We start from the raw sequence: 14,549 nt of genomic DNA, 5'->3' as shown, positions 1-14,549 counted from the left end.
GAACCTCCCATCAATGAAAGACATGATGCAGTGCATCTTCGGGCTTTGGATAAGGACTCGTGCGGGCATAGTCATAGGCTTCGGCCACGCGCGATTCCACGCGGGAACGCAGGGCCTGATCCATCGCATCATCGAGTAGCCCGAGCTTGCGTAAATGCTCGCCGAGATGGGGAATCGGGTCATGCTTGCGCAGTTCCTCAACCTCTCCCTTGGGCCGATACGCTTCAGCGTCGCCTTGAAAGTGACCGAGGTAACGATCGGTCTTGACTTCGATGAGGGATGGACCCTGTCCCCGCCGCGCCCGGTCAACAGCGGCCGCGGCCGCCTCATACACGGACAGGGCGTCGTTGCGCCCCACGCGTACGCCAGGCATTCCGTAGGCTGCAGCACGATCCGCGTCCGAACTGACCGATGTTGAATCGGTCTTTTCGACCGAGATGGCGTACTTGTTGTCCTCGCAGACAAAGACCACGGGAAGGTGCCACAGAGAGGCTAAGTTCAGCGACTCGTGAAATGCACCTTGATTGGCAGCGCCTTCGCCGAAGAACGCGACGGCGACCCAGTCCTTGCCGCGCTTTTTCGCAGCCAATGCAGCGCCACACGCTGGTGGCATGCTCGCCCCGACGATGCCGCTGCAGCTAAATTTATGCGCAGGATCAAAGAGATGCATATGGCCGCCCTTGCCATGCCCCAAGCCGGTTTCCTTGCCGAACATCTCAGCGGTCATGGCTTTGAGTGGGACTCCCTTGGCAATCGCGAAATGGTGTGGCCGATGGGCACCGACGACAGTATCTTCCGTTCGCAAGTGCGCGCAAACCCCGACGGCCACGGGTTCCTGACCTGCAGCCAAGTGCATTTCGCCCGGCACTGGCCCGCTTCCAATATCAAAAGCCAGCCCCTTCTGGATGGCCGGTGGCAGCTTGCCTTCAAGGTAGACCTTTGCCATGGTCTCCTCATAAAGGCGGATTTCAATCATTTTCTCGTACATCCAGAGCATGTGTTCTTGACTGGCACTCATGAGAAGGTCTCCTTTTGTGACTGCATCAACGAGCGTGCCTTGACGGCACGGCGCGCAATCAGGCGGTGCAATAATCATTCCAATGAAAAGCCCCCCGGTTCAATGGCAGTCTGATGAGCGTGGAGGCGGGGCCGGATCTTGCCGTTAGCAGCATTGGGGACTCTGAAGAGGGCCTTCGCATGGCGTTCCCGATTTCATCCCTGGATGCACACGAATTGCTGCGTTTCCGATGAGCTTGTTGCGTGTCCCGCGACATCTGTCGCGCGCACATGTCGCAATGCTTTAGCGTGCTCAGCATTGCCCTGCAGGGTTCGCCTCGGCAAGCTGCGCCTGCACTGCACGCCCGCCGTCTTCATCAGCCGTGCAGGCCAGGCGGCAGAAGGACGTCTTAGGCATGGTTATAGGTTACCCCCCTATACTGTTCACATGACACACACGGTCCGTCAGAAAACAAAACTTCTCAATCGCGTGCGGCGCATTCGGGGGCTCGTCGATGCGATCGAGCGCGCCCTCGAAAGTGAAGCCGATTGTGAACATGTGATGCACGTAATTGCTGCCTGCCGCGGTGCCATGAACGGGTTGCTGAGTGAAGTTGTTGAGGATCACATTCAGACCCATTTGATTGACCCACTTGAAGGGCACCAAGCGGAATCCGCCCAAGCAGCCGAGCAGTTGATCGATGTCCTACGCCGCTACTTCAAATAGTCCACATGGCCGCCACCCCATTTGACGCAGAGCACAGCCACATCTTTCTCGGCGAGGGCCACGATCGCAACGCGCGCAAGACGTGGTCGGTGATCGTCTTGTGTACGGTCGTCATGGTTGTCGAACTGGTCGGCGGCTGGCGTTACGGCTCTCTCGCAGTGATTGCTGACGGCATGCACATGAGTACTCACGCTGCTGCCATGCTGATCGCCGCGCTCGCCTACCGTTACGCACGCACGCACGCCCGTGACTCCCGATTCAGCTTTGGCACTGGCAAGGTTGGGGATCTCGCGGGTTTTTCCAGTGCAATCATCTTGGCGATGATTGCGTTGCTCATTGGCTATGAAGCCATCGCACGCCTGATTGAACCAGTGCACATTGACTTCAATCAGGCGATTGCGATTGCGTTCCTCGGCCTGGTCGTGAATGTCGCGAGTGCCTGGCTTCTCAGCGGCGGTGCACACGCACACGGGCATTCGCACGGCCCAAAACACGGCGCACATGGGCATGAGGACGACACGCATGTCGTTGAAACCCCGGTTGGGTCGCTGCAAATCGCCATCCATGAAGATGGCGTGCCGCCGCGTTTTCGAATTCAGTACGTGTCGACTGGCTCAGCCCCAGGATCCCTTGCGTGCTCGGACGTCACTTTGACGACCCTGCGAGCCGACGGGCAATCGCAGACGTTTCGATTCCGCGATGCCGGGAGCTATTGGGAGTCAACGAATAGCATCCCCGAGCCCCACGCCTTCGAGGCGCGTGTGGAAATCCGTGCTGGTGGAACTCCATTCACGCAGAGCATCTTTTACAGCGAAGCCGAGGGCCATGCGCACGCCACCGGTGCACATGGCAGCCACCATCGCGACCACAACATGCGCGCCGCGTTTGTGCACGTGGCGGCCGATGCCGCGGTTTCCGTCCTGGCCATTCTCGGGCTTGCGGCAGGCAAGTTCTACGGACTGACCTTCATGGATCCCGTGATGGGTATCGTGGGCGCTGTTGTCATCGCCAACTGGTCCCTTGGATTGATCCGAGACACCGGCGCAATCTTGCTGGACATGAATCCGGACACAGCCCTGAGTCGTGACATCACTGCTCTGGTGAAGGCGCAGGGCGACAGCATCTCCGATCTTCACCTTTGGCGCCTTGGTCCGGGTCACCTCGGAGCGATCGTGGCTGTTCGAAGTCGCACCGGCGCTCGCGATGTTGCCCATTATCGACGCCTGCTTTCGCGGTTTCACGACATATCCCATCTGACGATGGAGGTAAGCACCCCTTCGGACCATGAGGCCCTCGGGTCAAGGCAGGCCTGAGGCGCGTTTTTCAATTCGTGGCTGGTGAACGGGCGCTTAGGCCACCCTGGGCATGTCCCCTGGCCACCACGCTCGATTCGCAGCCATCCCCAGCGCCTTTAATGGCGATGGGCGAGGAAGCGTGAACCCATGACACTCATTGGCCGAGCGTTGCGCGCACACGCTCCAGAGCCGCACGGACCTCTTGCCCGATCGCTGTGACCTGCGCATTCCCGACCATACCAAGAACCGCCTCTGGATCCATGAAACTCACATGGGCACGCCCGCCGGTTTCTTGCCGCACGACCACATTGCAGGGCAGCAGCAGTCCGATGTCCGGGTCCGCAGTCAATGCCTTGTGTGCATAGCCGGGGTTGCAGGCGCCAAGAATCTTGTACGGTGCCATTTCAAGTCCCAGTTTTCCTTTGATCGTTTGGGCAACATCAATTTCTGTGAGAACGCCAAAGCCTTCCTGCTTCAAAGCGGCCGTGACCTTGTCGACAGCAGCCTCGAAGGGCCCTTCGATCGTGACTGAAAATCCATATGATGACATAGCGTGGTTCTCCGATGATTTCGCAAATTTTCGTTTGCTGAATGCTCTTGGGCGTCCAGCGGAAGCGGCATTTCAATCACCCGCCGGGAAGGCTCGAAGGGTCGAGGCGTTAGCGTCGACCCCCGCTTGCGTGGCATGATGCCACGCGGTAGCTGCATCAGCATAGTACGTGGCGCCTTTGCCGAGGTTCTGGCAAGGGCAGATGCGCGACGAACGCCGTCCTTGAGGGCACACCAAACCTGCCCGATTATTCGGGGCTGCAGCAGGGCTGCGGAATTCACGACGCTTGCCTCAGGCAGACAGCCTGGCGCGCAAGACAAATGGCGAGCTTGCAGCGCCGGCAGGCGATCCGCGCCCCGACCTTGCAGCTGCGGACGAATCACTCACTTTGGAACCCAATCGCGGCCGAGCTTCCGATAGGTTCTTTTGACTGCCGCCCAAGCAACGCGAAACGCCAATGCCTCGCGTTCTTCGGGTCGTTCACCGTAGGTATCCCAAGCGGCATTGAATGCTTCACGAAAAATGTCCTGAGCATGCTCGGGCAAATGCTCGCGCACGGATGGTGGAAGATCGAAATTCGACCCGTATGGCATCTCGGCCCTCACATTGTGACCGTGCACCTCGCACCACGAAGGACTCGCCTATGGGGGATATCCCACAGTTTGGGATAACAAGACCTGCTGATCATGGGTCAAGCCAAGCGCATCCGCAATGGCGCCCCGATCGATCCATGCGCGTAGAACCGTGGCCAGCCCATGGCAGGCGGCAAACAGGTAAACATTTTGCGCGATCGCACCGGCAGCGACAGACGCATAGGACTCGCGTTGCGTCACGGGGACCATACCCATCCGCCCATGGTCGGCGACATAAACAAGATCCAATGGGGCGTCGTCGACAAAGTCCTGATAGCCCGTGATGCGACGCAAATCGCCTGCTGCGACCCGATGCAGCGCATTGGCGGCGGCATCGTACCGATAGGCACCGGATGGCAAGGCGAGAAAGACATCGACCTCTTGGGCGTTCAGGGCCGAGGGAGCTGTGCGCTTGCCTTCGGACCGGTTCACCCCATAGGCCGCCCACAGCAGATCCGATAGCAAGGGCAACGGAAGCTCGGCAGACGAAAACTCGCGCGATGAATGCCGCATGCGCAATGCGTCCATCAACTGCGCGCCGCCGTGCATGGTCGGTGGCGGCAACACGATTGATGTCGCCGCATCCCCCCGCGCGGGTTTTGGGCGCAGTTGCCCCATCATCCCCAGCGCCAGCTTCGTGATCGTACTCATCGACTTCCTCCACTCGATCGGCCTGCCCCCATTGAGCAGGCTAGTCGGAATTGCCTGAAGCCGTTTGACCTATCGCAAATAACAGACTTGATTAACTTGCGCCGGCCCCTAGCATGAACGAGAAGGGTGGTTATACATGTCGCCCTAGCCGTCCAATCGCGCCCCGTACATGCCCTTGTGCACAAGAAGTGGCCCTGCATGGGAGCCTGCGAAATGGCCGAGCAAGGGACGGCCGCATCACATTGGACGGCGAATGGGCCTGGTTTCATTCGCGTCGACGCAGCAAATGGTGTTGGAGCATCGGCATGCGCAAGACAGAGCTTTCCCTAGCTCACGTTTATGGTTTGCTTGAACCGGGACCCGTGGTTTTGCTCACGACGTCAATGAAGGGGCGCAATAACGTCATGACCCTGTCGTGGCACACCATGGTCGAATTCGAGCCGCCAGCGGTGGCATGCGTCCTTGGCGATGGGGATTACACCTTTTCCATTTTGAAAAAGACGCGGGAATGCGTGATCAATATTCCGACGCTTGAACTCGCACCACAGGTCGTCGCATGCGGCAACGCCTCGGGTCGAGGCATCGACAAGTTTGAACAGTTTGGCTTGACAGCCAAAGCTGCCACCACGGTCGCTGCGCCGATCATCGACGAGTGCTACGCCAGCCTGGAATGCAAGGTCGTCGACACACGGTTGGTTAACAAGTATGGAATGTTCATCCTTGAAGTCCTAAAGACGTGGGTGGATCCATCCAACAAAAATCCAAAGACACTCCATCATCGTGGAAATGGCGTTTTCATGGTCGCTGGCGACACGATTCGCCTGCCGTCCCGCATGAAATGAGATGGCGAAGGAACCGTCCCATATGTCCCCGTAACCGGTTCAAATTGCAAGCGCATCCTGAGCGCCGCCTCGCGCACAAACCCCGTGTGCCGTCGCCGTGCGCCAGCACAAGCGCCCGGCCCTTCGGGCGGTTGGCAAGCCTGACTACGCTGGTGCCGACCATCGCCTTCCTGCGCCTTTGCGCCACGGTGGCCATGCCGATGCGGTGCATTGGAGCGGCACGACAAACCGCGGCATCGCCGCGGCAGTCCAATACGCTGATTAATAGCCCTTGTCCTCAGTCAGTTTGGGCAGTTCGACGCTGATGACGTATTCCCCGATAAACCGGCTATGGGGATCGTGGCTGTCGCGGTACTCAACTTCCAAACGCAAGATATCGCCCGGCCTAGCCATTAACAAAAAAAAGTCCTCTCGGCTTCGGGCAAGCTCCTCCTTGATGGCCCACGCATAGATGTTCCCTCGTGCACTCTTGAGCAGGACTCGATCACGAAAAACAACCGTCTGTGCAAGCTCGATCTCGACGCATTTGCGCGGCATGGTCATCAACCCCCAGAAGCGTGTGGCTTTGCGACGCCACGAAGCTCGACACGTGGCATGCTTATCGATGAAGGCAATCCTCAGAACCCCTTCACCAGGTCCCGTGCAAGCCCCAATAAAGAATAAACACGACTACGAGCGTCGAGACCGCCCAAGCCCAGGGGGGCATCATGAACCAAAGACGCTCAACCATGCCCCGCGGTGCGAGATCGCCGACCTCACCCCGGACGGCGCGCTCAAAGCGGCTGAAAAAATCGTCCATCAGGCCCTTCACTGCGACCTCTGCCACGCTGCGACTCATTTGCGCAAGTGTGCCGCCGACCTCGATGTCAGCTTGATAGTTCATCTGTGTGCTGCCATCAATGGCTTGCAGCGCGATCAAGGCATGCCCCATCCCGAAACCGCCCTGGCCACCATTCCCGCTGAAGCGGAGCACATAGCTGTGTGGAGGGTCCACGTCCTCCAGAGTCAAGGTACTCGTGAAGCGTGTCTCATGCCCCGCGAGCTTCAAGACCTGAACAACCTCAAAAGAGTTGTCGCCCGACTGAGTGACCGATTCGCAACCCGGGATCGATGCCCGTAGCATGCGCGTCGAATTCAGCGCCTCCCAAGTCTTCACTGGTGTCAAAGGAATGATGCGTTTGCCTTGAACGTCCATGACCACCTCGATTGTTGGTAGATTGTTGGTAATCAGCCGCGATCTTCACCCGACATGCTTGTTCTGTCCGGCAAGATTGAACGCCGTTTCATGTTAGCCCCGGCTGACCGGGCTTGAACATGCATATCGCTCCCGCATAGCGCAAACAAAACGCAAACAAATCCTGGACAACGACTCCACCCAACCAAAGTCGCCGATCAACCACATCGCCTTCACCCGGGCTCCGTCCGCCTCAATCCAGGGGGCGGCGTCGGCGAACGCCCCTTGAGAAGCCAAGCCGCCCCACGCAAGCCCCCACGTCTGCGCCGGTCGATCGACGCTCGACTTTGCGCCTGCGCGAAGACCAAGTTAACGCCACACAGGAGGGTCCGCCGTTTACGCCACGTCCCATCCCCTTCCTTTCGAGCTGAGGAGCTGCACTGCTTCGACTATAGCCCGTGCATGATCGAAGCTAATGCGAAGTTACCCGAATTTGTTTGGTCCACAATCGGGCAATGGCGTGAGACCATCACACGCGCAGATCATCATGATGCGGTTCTCCGCTGAACCCGATCTTTTCTTGTACTCCGGGCCGGTCCTGCATGTCACACTGGATTGTGCACAGCGCCGCAGGCAACCACTGGTCACACAAAAAATCAGCACCGCAGACCGCGCAGAATCCTGCAGCGGTAAAGATGCCGCGGGGTCTTCCCCGCCGCTGCGGCGGCGGGCGTTGCTCCAGCGGGCTCGTCTCGCTCAGGTCCTGAGCTGATGCGTACTGATGGGGAGCTGGCGGACGCGCTTGCCCGTCGCAGCAAAGATTGCATTGGTCACGGCCGGCGCGATGGGCGGTGTACCGGGCTCGCCGATCCCGCCCGGGGCTTCGATGCTTGGAACGATGTGGACCGCAATATGTGGCGCCGCATCGATCCGCAGCATGCGATAGGTGTCGAAGTTTGCCTGCACAACCCCGCCGTCACGGACCTGGATCCCATCAAGCAACGCAGCCGTCAATCCAAAATTAATGGCGCTTTCCATCTGCGCTCGCACCGTGTCGGGATTCACCACATGCCCGCAATCAACGGCACAACTGACGCGATGCACACGGACTTCACCGGTCTTGCTCACTGAAACTTCTGCCACCTCCGAAACATAGGAGCCGAAGGAGTGATGCATGGCGATCCCGTGAAAATGCCCAGGCGGCAGGGGCTGACCCCAACCTGCCATACGCGCTGCGATGTCGAGCGTTTCTAATGCCCGCTTGTCGTGGCCCAGCAGGCCGCGACGGAATTGATACGGGTCTTGCCCCGCCGCGTGTGCGACTTCGTCCATGAACGACTCGACCGTGAACGCATTGATCGAATGACCGACCGAGCGCCAGAAACCAACCGGAATGGGCGTGTTACGCATGACATAACGCGTCTGCGCATTGGGCAAGTCATAGGGCAAATCGACCGCTCCCTGTACCGAGGTTTCGTCGAGTCCACCTTTGACGTGCGACGGGAAGACGCGCGACATGATGGACGGCCCGACGATTTTGTGGCTCCATGCGCCCAACTGTTTGTCAGGTCCGATTGCCGCGCGCAGGATAGCGAGGTTTGCGGGGCGGTAGGCGTCGTGGCGCGTGTCGTCCTCGCGCAGCCAGATCACTTTGACTGGGCGTGAAACAGCCTTCGAAATCTCCACGGCCTGGGCCACGAAATCCTGCTCAAAGCGCCGACCAAAGCCGCCGCCGAGAAAGGTGGTGTGCACATAGATGGCGCTCTGCGCAAGCCCAGTGATCTTGCTTGCCGTGATCTGGTTGAAGGTTTGCGCCTGGGTCGGACCCCAAATGTCACAACGGTCCTTCTGCACATGGGCAGTACAGTTCATCGGCTCCATTGTGGCATGCGCAAGAAACGGAACCGTATAGGTGGCTTCGAGCATTGTCCAGCCGGGCTTTTGCTGCAGCGCCGCATCGCCTTGACCCACCCGCCAGGCCACCGCGCCGGCCTCTTTGGCCCCTTCGCGGAACATTGCCAGGATGGACGCGTCGTCCATTGTCGCGTCGGGCCCTCGATCCCAGTGGATCTTCAAGGCCTCTCGTCCCGTCTTTGCCGACCAGAAGTCAGTCGCAACGACCGCAACGCCGCTGCTGATGGGGACAACCGCTTGCACGCCTGGAACCTTCAAGGCTGCACGATCATCAACCGCGACCAGCTTGCCACCGAAGCTCGGACATTGCACCACGGAGGCAATCAGCATTCCCGGCACTTGCACGTCAATACCAAACACCGCCGTCCCATTAGTCTTTGACGGCACATCGACACGCGCAACGGGCTTGCCGATGAGGGTGAAGTCCTTGGGATCCTTGAGCTTGGCGTCTACCGGCACAGGCAACTTGGCCGCTGCAGCAGCCACGCTTCCGAAGCTGGCCTGCTGCCCAGCCGGTCCGTAGATGACGCCCGACCTGGCATGGCAGTTGCCACGATCCACATTCCATTGCGCCGACGCCGCCTCAAGCAGCAACGCCCTCGCCACAGCACCGGCCTGACGCAATGCCAGCCAAGAGCTCCGCACGCTGGTGCTGCCGCCAGTGGCTTGCATGCCGAGCATGGGGTTAACGTAAGCCGGAGAAGCAGGCGCCTGCTCGATGTGCACGCGCGTCCAGTCCGCATCCATCTCATCGGCCAGCAACATGGGCAAGGACGTCATCACACCCTGCCCCATTTCCGATTTATCGACCATCAACGTCACCCAGTTGTCGGCCGTGATCCGAATAAATGCGTTCGGCACAAAAAGCGCCTCGTCCGCATCACCTGCGATGCCGCCGGCTTGCGCCATCCGGTCGCGTACAGGCAGGTACAGACTCAGCATTAATCCGCCACCGGCTAATGCTGACGTTTTCAGAAATTGGCGCCGTGCGGGCATCGTGATGGAACGCATTTCAAGCCCCCTCGTGCAATGCTTGTGATGCTTGATGAATGGCTGCACGAATTCGCTGGTAGGTTCCACAGCGACAGATATTGCCACGCATGAACTCGGAAATCTGCTCATCCGTGGGGCGAGGAGTCTGCCGCAGCAAGACGGTTGCTGACATGATCTGCCCGGACTGGCAGTAGCCGCATTGCGGAACCGCGTTGGCAACCCACGCCGCCTGAACGGCCTTCGCCTCAGGCCCCGTCAAGCCCTCAATCGTGACGACCTCGCCGCTATCGGCAGACGATACCGGAATCTGGCACGAACGCACCGCCGCCCCATTGAGATGAACTGTGCAGGCGCCGCATTCCGCAATCCCACAGCCGTATTTGGTGCCATTGAGCTGGAGGTGGTCGCGAATAACCCAAAGCAGAGGCGTATCCGGGCTGACATCCAAGGCATGCGCTTGGCCATTGAGATTGAATCGAATCATGATGCCCCTCCAGTTCCGCAACACACGCGATCCGCGTCTGACAGCCGTCAAAGTTCGACGGACTGAAAGCCATCTTAGTTAACGGTGCGTGTTTCTGCTTGTCACAAAATGGCCCCGCGACGGCTTGCATGTGACGCCATGACCCGCCTCCTCCCGCTGCAGACCGTTGCCGCGGCATGGCCCCCTGCCCTACCGCTCACATGCCCGCCGCTTCATCGGGATCGCGAGCATGTTGCGCTCAGCCGCCGCTCGATGCCGATGCAGCCACCGCCGCAAGCTGCATCTAGGGAGCGCGCAGTCGGCGTAATTGTTCTTCGATGCGCGCGTCATCAATCTCCCTTAGAACGCCGCCTAAGTCCACCGCGCGCTCGTGGGATTCAAACTCCCCGGTGAGTGCGACTCCGGGGTCTAAGCTTGCGCGGCTGTATAGATCCCAGATCTCCTCGCCATGTCGCGTGTTTCGCAGCTCTGGCGCAAAGCGAGCGAAAAACGCACTCAGATTCGCCACATCACGCAATAGCATCCGCTTCGCGTGGTTGTTGCCAGCCGCGTCGACTGCCTGGGGCAAATCAATAATGACGGGGCCGTCGATCCCAAGGAGGATGTTGAACTCCGAGAGGTCCCCGTGAACGATTCCGGCGCGCAGCATGCGTACGACTTCACGCAGGATCATCGTGTGGTGCAAGCGTGCCTGTTCCTGCGTGAAGATGACGTCGTTCAGCCGCGGTGCGGCGTCCCCGTCTTCGGCAACAACCAACTCCATCAGCAACACACCATCGCAAAAGTTGATGGGTCTTGGAACGCGTACACCAGCGCCCGCAAGTCGATAAAGCGCATCCACTTCAGCACTCTGCCACGCTGCTTCCTGCGCCTGCCGCCCGAAGCGTGTACCCTTGGACATCGCGCGCGCTTGGCGCGTGTTTTTCACCTTGCGATTCTCGGTATAGTCCACTGCTTGGCGAAAGCTCCTCTGAGTGGCTTCCTTGTAGACCTTGGCGCAGCACACCTCCTCGCCCCGGCGGACAACATAGACCATGGCTTCTTTGCCACTTGTGAGCTGGCGTACCACTGTATCGATCAAACCCTCGTTGATCAGGGGTTGCAGGCGCGGGGGTGCTTTCATCAGTACATTTTGCGCCCTGCATGCGAACACGGGGTCCGCGCGGATATTTGACCCGCGTGGGGGTTCGGAAAGACGAAGCTCGATTTCAGCAATAACTCGACAACATCAACGATTGGCGCTTCTTCGCTCGCTGCCCTGAACGGCGGGGTTTCTCGGAGATGTGATGGATGCCTCCCTCCCTGCGGGGACTGAGACAGGAGTATGGAGATGAACGCGAGGCCGTTCGGAGTCGACCTGGCCGCCAGGGTGGCGGGGTGGGTCCCCGAGTGGATACGGCATCGATGTGCCCAGGACGTGATAGACCACGGTCTTCACAAACACCCTCGGAGACCCGACATGAATCGTAAGACAGGCATGAGCGCAGGGCAAATCATCGGCACGATGGACGGCCTGCAGGTGGTGGGGCTGGACATCGCCAAGCTGGTGTTTCAGATGCACACGGTCGACATGTTCACGGGCGAGATTGCCAATGTGCAGATCAAGCGGGCCAAGGTGCTGGAGCACTTCGCCAACCGGGCGCGGTGCCTGGTCGGCATCGAGGCCTGCGGCGGGGCGCACCACTGGGCGCGCGAGCTGCGCGCGCTGGGCCATGAGGTGAGGCTGCTGCACGCCCGGGCGGTGCGGCCGTTCGTGTCGGGCAACAAGACCGATGCGACGGACGCGCGAGCGATCTGGCTGGCGGTGCAGCAGCCGGGCACCAAGTTCGTCGGAGTCAAGTCGCTGGCGCAGCAGGCCACGCTGACGCTGCATCGCCAGCGCGAGCTGCTGATGAAGATGCGCGTCATGCAGACCAACGCGCTGCGCGGATTGCTGTACGAGTTCGGCACCGTCTTCGCCAAGGGCAGCCGGGCCATGCTGGGCGAGGTCGAGGCGGCGCTGGAGGCACTCTCGACGGCGCTGCCGCAGATGGTGGCCGACAGTCTGCGCGAGCAGGTGCAAAGGATCAAGGCGCTGGGCGAGGACATCGCCGCCATCGACAAGCGTCTGGCATGGCAACTCCGCCAGGATCCGGACATGCGGCGCATTGCCGAGATCCCCGGCGTCGGGGTGCTCACCGCCACAGCGGCGATCGCCACCATGGGCGACGCCCGCGCTTTCGGCTCGGCGCGCCAGTTCTGCGCCTGGCTGGGCCTGGTGCCCGCACAGCGAGGCACGGGCGGCAAGATCCGCCTGCAGGGCATCTCCAAACGCGGCGACGCCTACGTGCGAACGCTGTTGATCCACGGCGCGCGATCCGTGCTCACGCACGCCAAGGAACCGGGGCCATGGTTGGAGCAGATCCGGCAGCGGCGCCCGGCCAACGTGGTCATCGTGGCCCAGGCGGCCAAGATGGCGCGGACGATCTGGGCCGTCACGGCCAGACAACAGGATTACCAGAGGGGCCACCGCAGCGTGCGGCCGCAAGCGGCCTGAACGAACGGTGACCATGGATCAACTCTTACTTGATGAAAGGAATGGACCGCCTTTGTAGGCGATGAGGCAGCAAGACGCAGCGTGATGTGAACCGGTCGGACCGGGGCAAGCCAAACCTGAATCCGTTGTCGGACTTCAACAGTCCGCTCTAGGAGATGAGGCGCTTGTCCGCGAATGACATCGGGGCCGGCGGCGCGTCTGGGCAACCAGACAACCCGCGATCGAGGCCGGATATAAGGCGGCAGCCGACTCTTCACAGCACAACGCCGATTGCTCTTGATCGCCGGGAGGCATCCATATAAGAAGATCATGGGCTTGGGAACCATCCTGCTTGTCGTATTGATTCTGTTGCTCATCGGTGTCATCCCGACTTGGCCACACAGTCGAAACTGGGGCTACGGCCCGAGCGGTGCGCTGGGGTTAGTCGTGATCATCATCGTCGTGCTTTTGTTGACTGGGCGGCTGTGACCAAGACGCCCGCACTGCGAGAGGATCAGGGAATTATTCGCGCGGGCGTGGGAGTATTGGCTGTAAGGCAACGCCCCGAATTACCCAATGCGCGGCTTAGGGCATAGCGTTGCCACGCGTCGTGCCATAGATGTGCCAGACCGCGATGAACATGGCCGCGATGGCTGGGCCCAAGATGAACCCATTGATCCCGAAGACCGCCATGCCACCAAGTGTCGCCATCATGCCCACATAGTCAGGCAATCGCGTGTCTTTACCCACGAGAATCGGGCGCAGCAGGTTGTCAGTCAGGCCGATCACAAGCACGCCGTAGACAGTGAGCGCGATGCTATGCGAAATGGCGCCCGTCACGAGCAAATAGATTGCCACAGGCAACCACACCAAGGCGGCACCGACCGCAGGCAACAACGATAAAAAACCCATCAACACCGCCCATAGCAAGGCCGCATTGATGCCGAGGAGCCAGAAAGCGATGCCACCCAGGGCGCCCTGGACGGCTGCCACCAGCAGGTTGCCCTTGACCGTGGCACGGAGCACCGTGGTGAACTTGTTTAGCAACTCCTGTTTGTGCTCGGCCGCCAGACGAATCGCCTGCTGCACGGCGCGCGCTACACCGTCGCCGTCGCGGATGAGGAAGAAAGCGAGATACAGGGTGATGAAAAGGCTGGCGACGAACGCAAAGGTGTTCTGACCGATGCTGAGAGCGTGCGTCGCAATGAACTGCATGCCCTGCGTTACCGCGATGGCCAGTCGTCGCTGTAGGCTATCGAAGTCAGCCAGCCCAAACCGCTCAATCAGCCCCAGAACCCATTGGGGGAGCGCGTCAAACACCCCGCGGAAGTAAATCGCTGGATTGAGCGCTCCCGACTGCATTCTTTGGTACAGCAGCGTTGCCTCGCGCGCCAGCGAGGCGGTGATCAGCGCAAAAGGAATCACGACGATCAACGCGACGATGATCAGTGTCAAAAGTGCCGCTGGCGTGCGGCGTCCATTCAGACGCGCAATCAGCGCCCGGTACAAGGGGGCGAAGGTTAACGCAATGATCGACCCCCACAAGACCGTCCCATAAAACGGCACCAGAATCCACCCGAACGCGAGTGAGACGACGACCAAAAGGGCAAGAAGCACCCCGCTCTCCGAACGCGCGGATGAATGATCATCAGGTGGAATCATCTTGATTATCGGGGAGCCGTTTGATGGAAAGCAGCTGATCGAGCCGGCATGACCGCTGCCATTCAATCGTGTCGAAAATTCGGCGAAATGATTCCTGGCAATTGGCCTAGGTTT

15 protein-coding genes are annotated in these 14,549 nt (G+C 60.0%); 5 read left to right on the top strand and 10 right to left on the bottom strand.

The window, feature by feature from the left end; translation table 11 throughout:
- Positions 1-10 precede the first annotated feature (10 nt).
- On the bottom strand, positions 11-1,018 hold the full coding sequence (locus CD04_RS0103040; protein WP_031404325.1) for a thiamine pyrophosphate-dependent dehydrogenase E1 component subunit alpha: 1,008 nt from the start codon (positions 1,016-1,018) through the stop codon (positions 11-13).
- Positions 1,019-1,444: 426 nt separating this feature from the next.
- Here CD04_RS0103040 and CD04_RS0103035 point away from each other — a divergent pair, with 426 nt between their 5' ends.
- Both CD04_RS0103035 and dmeF read left to right on the top strand, forming a co-directional pair.
- Positions 1,445-1,723: a metal/formaldehyde-sensitive transcriptional repressor gene (locus CD04_RS0103035; protein ID WP_031404324.1), complete on the top strand. Its 279-nt coding sequence runs from the start codon at positions 1,445-1,447 to the stop codon at positions 1,721-1,723.
- Positions 1,724-1,728: 5 nt separating this feature from the next.
- A complete protein-coding gene (gene dmeF / locus CD04_RS0103030; RefSeq protein WP_031404323.1) occupies positions 1,729-3,036 on the top strand; it encodes a CDF family Co(II)/Ni(II) efflux transporter DmeF in 1,308 nt (435 codons plus the stop codon).
- 136 nt (positions 3,037-3,172) lie between these two features.
- Here dmeF and CD04_RS0103025 read toward each other — a convergent pair whose 3' ends face one another.
- From CD04_RS0103025 to CD04_RS0103015, 3 genes are all read right to left on the bottom strand, one after another.
- Positions 3,173-3,568 (bottom strand): DUF302 domain-containing protein, encoded by a 396-nt coding sequence (locus CD04_RS0103025; protein WP_031404322.1) that lies wholly within the window; start codon positions 3,566-3,568, stop codon positions 3,173-3,175.
- A 383-nt stretch (positions 3,569-3,951) separates the two neighbouring features.
- Positions 3,952-4,161, bottom strand: coding sequence for a ChaB family protein (locus tag CD04_RS0103020; RefSeq protein ID WP_031404321.1), 210 nt, complete (start codon positions 4,159-4,161; stop codon positions 3,952-3,954).
- A 48-nt stretch (positions 4,162-4,209) separates the two neighbouring features.
- Complete coding sequence (locus CD04_RS0103015; protein ID WP_031404320.1) at positions 4,210-4,851, bottom strand: SagB/ThcOx family dehydrogenase; 642 nt, start codon at positions 4,849-4,851, stop codon at positions 4,210-4,212.
- A gap of 113 nt (positions 4,852-4,964) precedes the next feature.
- Here CD04_RS0103015 and CD04_RS0103010 point away from each other — a divergent pair, with 113 nt between their 5' ends.
- Positions 4,965-5,693, top strand: coding sequence for a flavin reductase family protein (locus CD04_RS0103010; protein WP_231480444.1), 729 nt, complete (start codon positions 4,965-4,967; stop codon positions 5,691-5,693).
- Between the two features lie 261 nt (positions 5,694-5,954).
- Here CD04_RS0103010 and CD04_RS0103000 read toward each other — a convergent pair whose 3' ends face one another.
- The 5 genes from CD04_RS0103000 to CD04_RS0102980 all read right to left on the bottom strand — a co-directional run bounded on the left by CD04_RS0103000 (position 5,955) and on the right by CD04_RS0102980 (position 11,381).
- Positions 5,955-6,236, bottom strand: a complete 282-nt coding sequence (locus tag CD04_RS0103000) for a hypothetical protein (protein WP_031404318.1) — start codon at positions 6,234-6,236, stop codon at positions 5,955-5,957.
- An 85-nt stretch (positions 6,237-6,321) separates the two neighbouring features.
- Positions 6,322-6,888, bottom strand: a complete 567-nt coding sequence (locus CD04_RS0102995; RefSeq protein WP_031404317.1) for a CoxG family protein — start codon at positions 6,886-6,888, stop codon at positions 6,322-6,324.
- 735 nt (positions 6,889-7,623) lie between these two features.
- Complete coding sequence (locus CD04_RS0102990; RefSeq protein ID WP_031404316.1) at positions 7,624-9,792, bottom strand: xanthine dehydrogenase family protein molybdopterin-binding subunit; 2,169 nt, start codon at positions 9,790-9,792, stop codon at positions 7,624-7,626.
- 1 nt (position 9,793) lies between these two features.
- Positions 9,794-10,258, bottom strand: coding sequence for a (2Fe-2S)-binding protein (locus CD04_RS0102985; RefSeq protein WP_031404315.1), 465 nt, complete (start codon positions 10,256-10,258; stop codon positions 9,794-9,796).
- A gap of 283 nt (positions 10,259-10,541) precedes the next feature.
- Positions 10,542-11,381 (bottom strand): PA4780 family RIO1-like protein kinase, encoded by an 840-nt coding sequence (locus CD04_RS0102980; protein WP_031404314.1) that lies wholly within the window; start codon positions 11,379-11,381, stop codon positions 10,542-10,544.
- A gap of 381 nt (positions 11,382-11,762) precedes the next feature.
- Here CD04_RS0102980 and CD04_RS0102975 point away from each other — a divergent pair, with 381 nt between their 5' ends.
- Both CD04_RS0102975 and CD04_RS22925 read left to right on the top strand, forming a co-directional pair.
- Positions 11,763-12,794 (top strand): IS110 family transposase, encoded by a 1,032-nt coding sequence (locus tag CD04_RS0102975; RefSeq protein WP_031404313.1) that lies wholly within the window; start codon positions 11,763-11,765, stop codon positions 12,792-12,794.
- A gap of 309 nt (positions 12,795-13,103) precedes the next feature.
- Positions 13,104-13,262 carry a DUF3309 family protein gene (locus tag CD04_RS22925; RefSeq protein WP_038167452.1) on the top strand — a complete coding sequence of 53 codons (159 nt, stop codon included), beginning with the start codon at positions 13,104-13,106 and terminating at the stop codon, positions 13,260-13,262.
- A 96-nt stretch (positions 13,263-13,358) separates the two neighbouring features.
- On the opposite strand, the gene CD04_RS0102965 is transcribed toward CD04_RS22925, so the two are convergent.
- Positions 13,359-14,435, bottom strand: a complete 1,077-nt coding sequence (locus tag CD04_RS0102965; RefSeq protein ID WP_051848879.1) for an AI-2E family transporter — start codon at positions 14,433-14,435, stop codon at positions 13,359-13,361.
- Positions 14,436-14,549: the final 114 nt, after the last annotated feature.

Origin of the sequence: Thiomonas sp. FB-Cd (genome assembly GCF_000733775.1) — a bacterium.
Classification (GTDB): Bacteria; Pseudomonadota; Gammaproteobacteria; order Burkholderiales; family Burkholderiaceae_C; genus Thiomonas_A.
The sequence above is the reverse complement of the archived record's forward strand: the minus strand, read 5'-3'. Positions and strand labels throughout refer to the sequence as shown.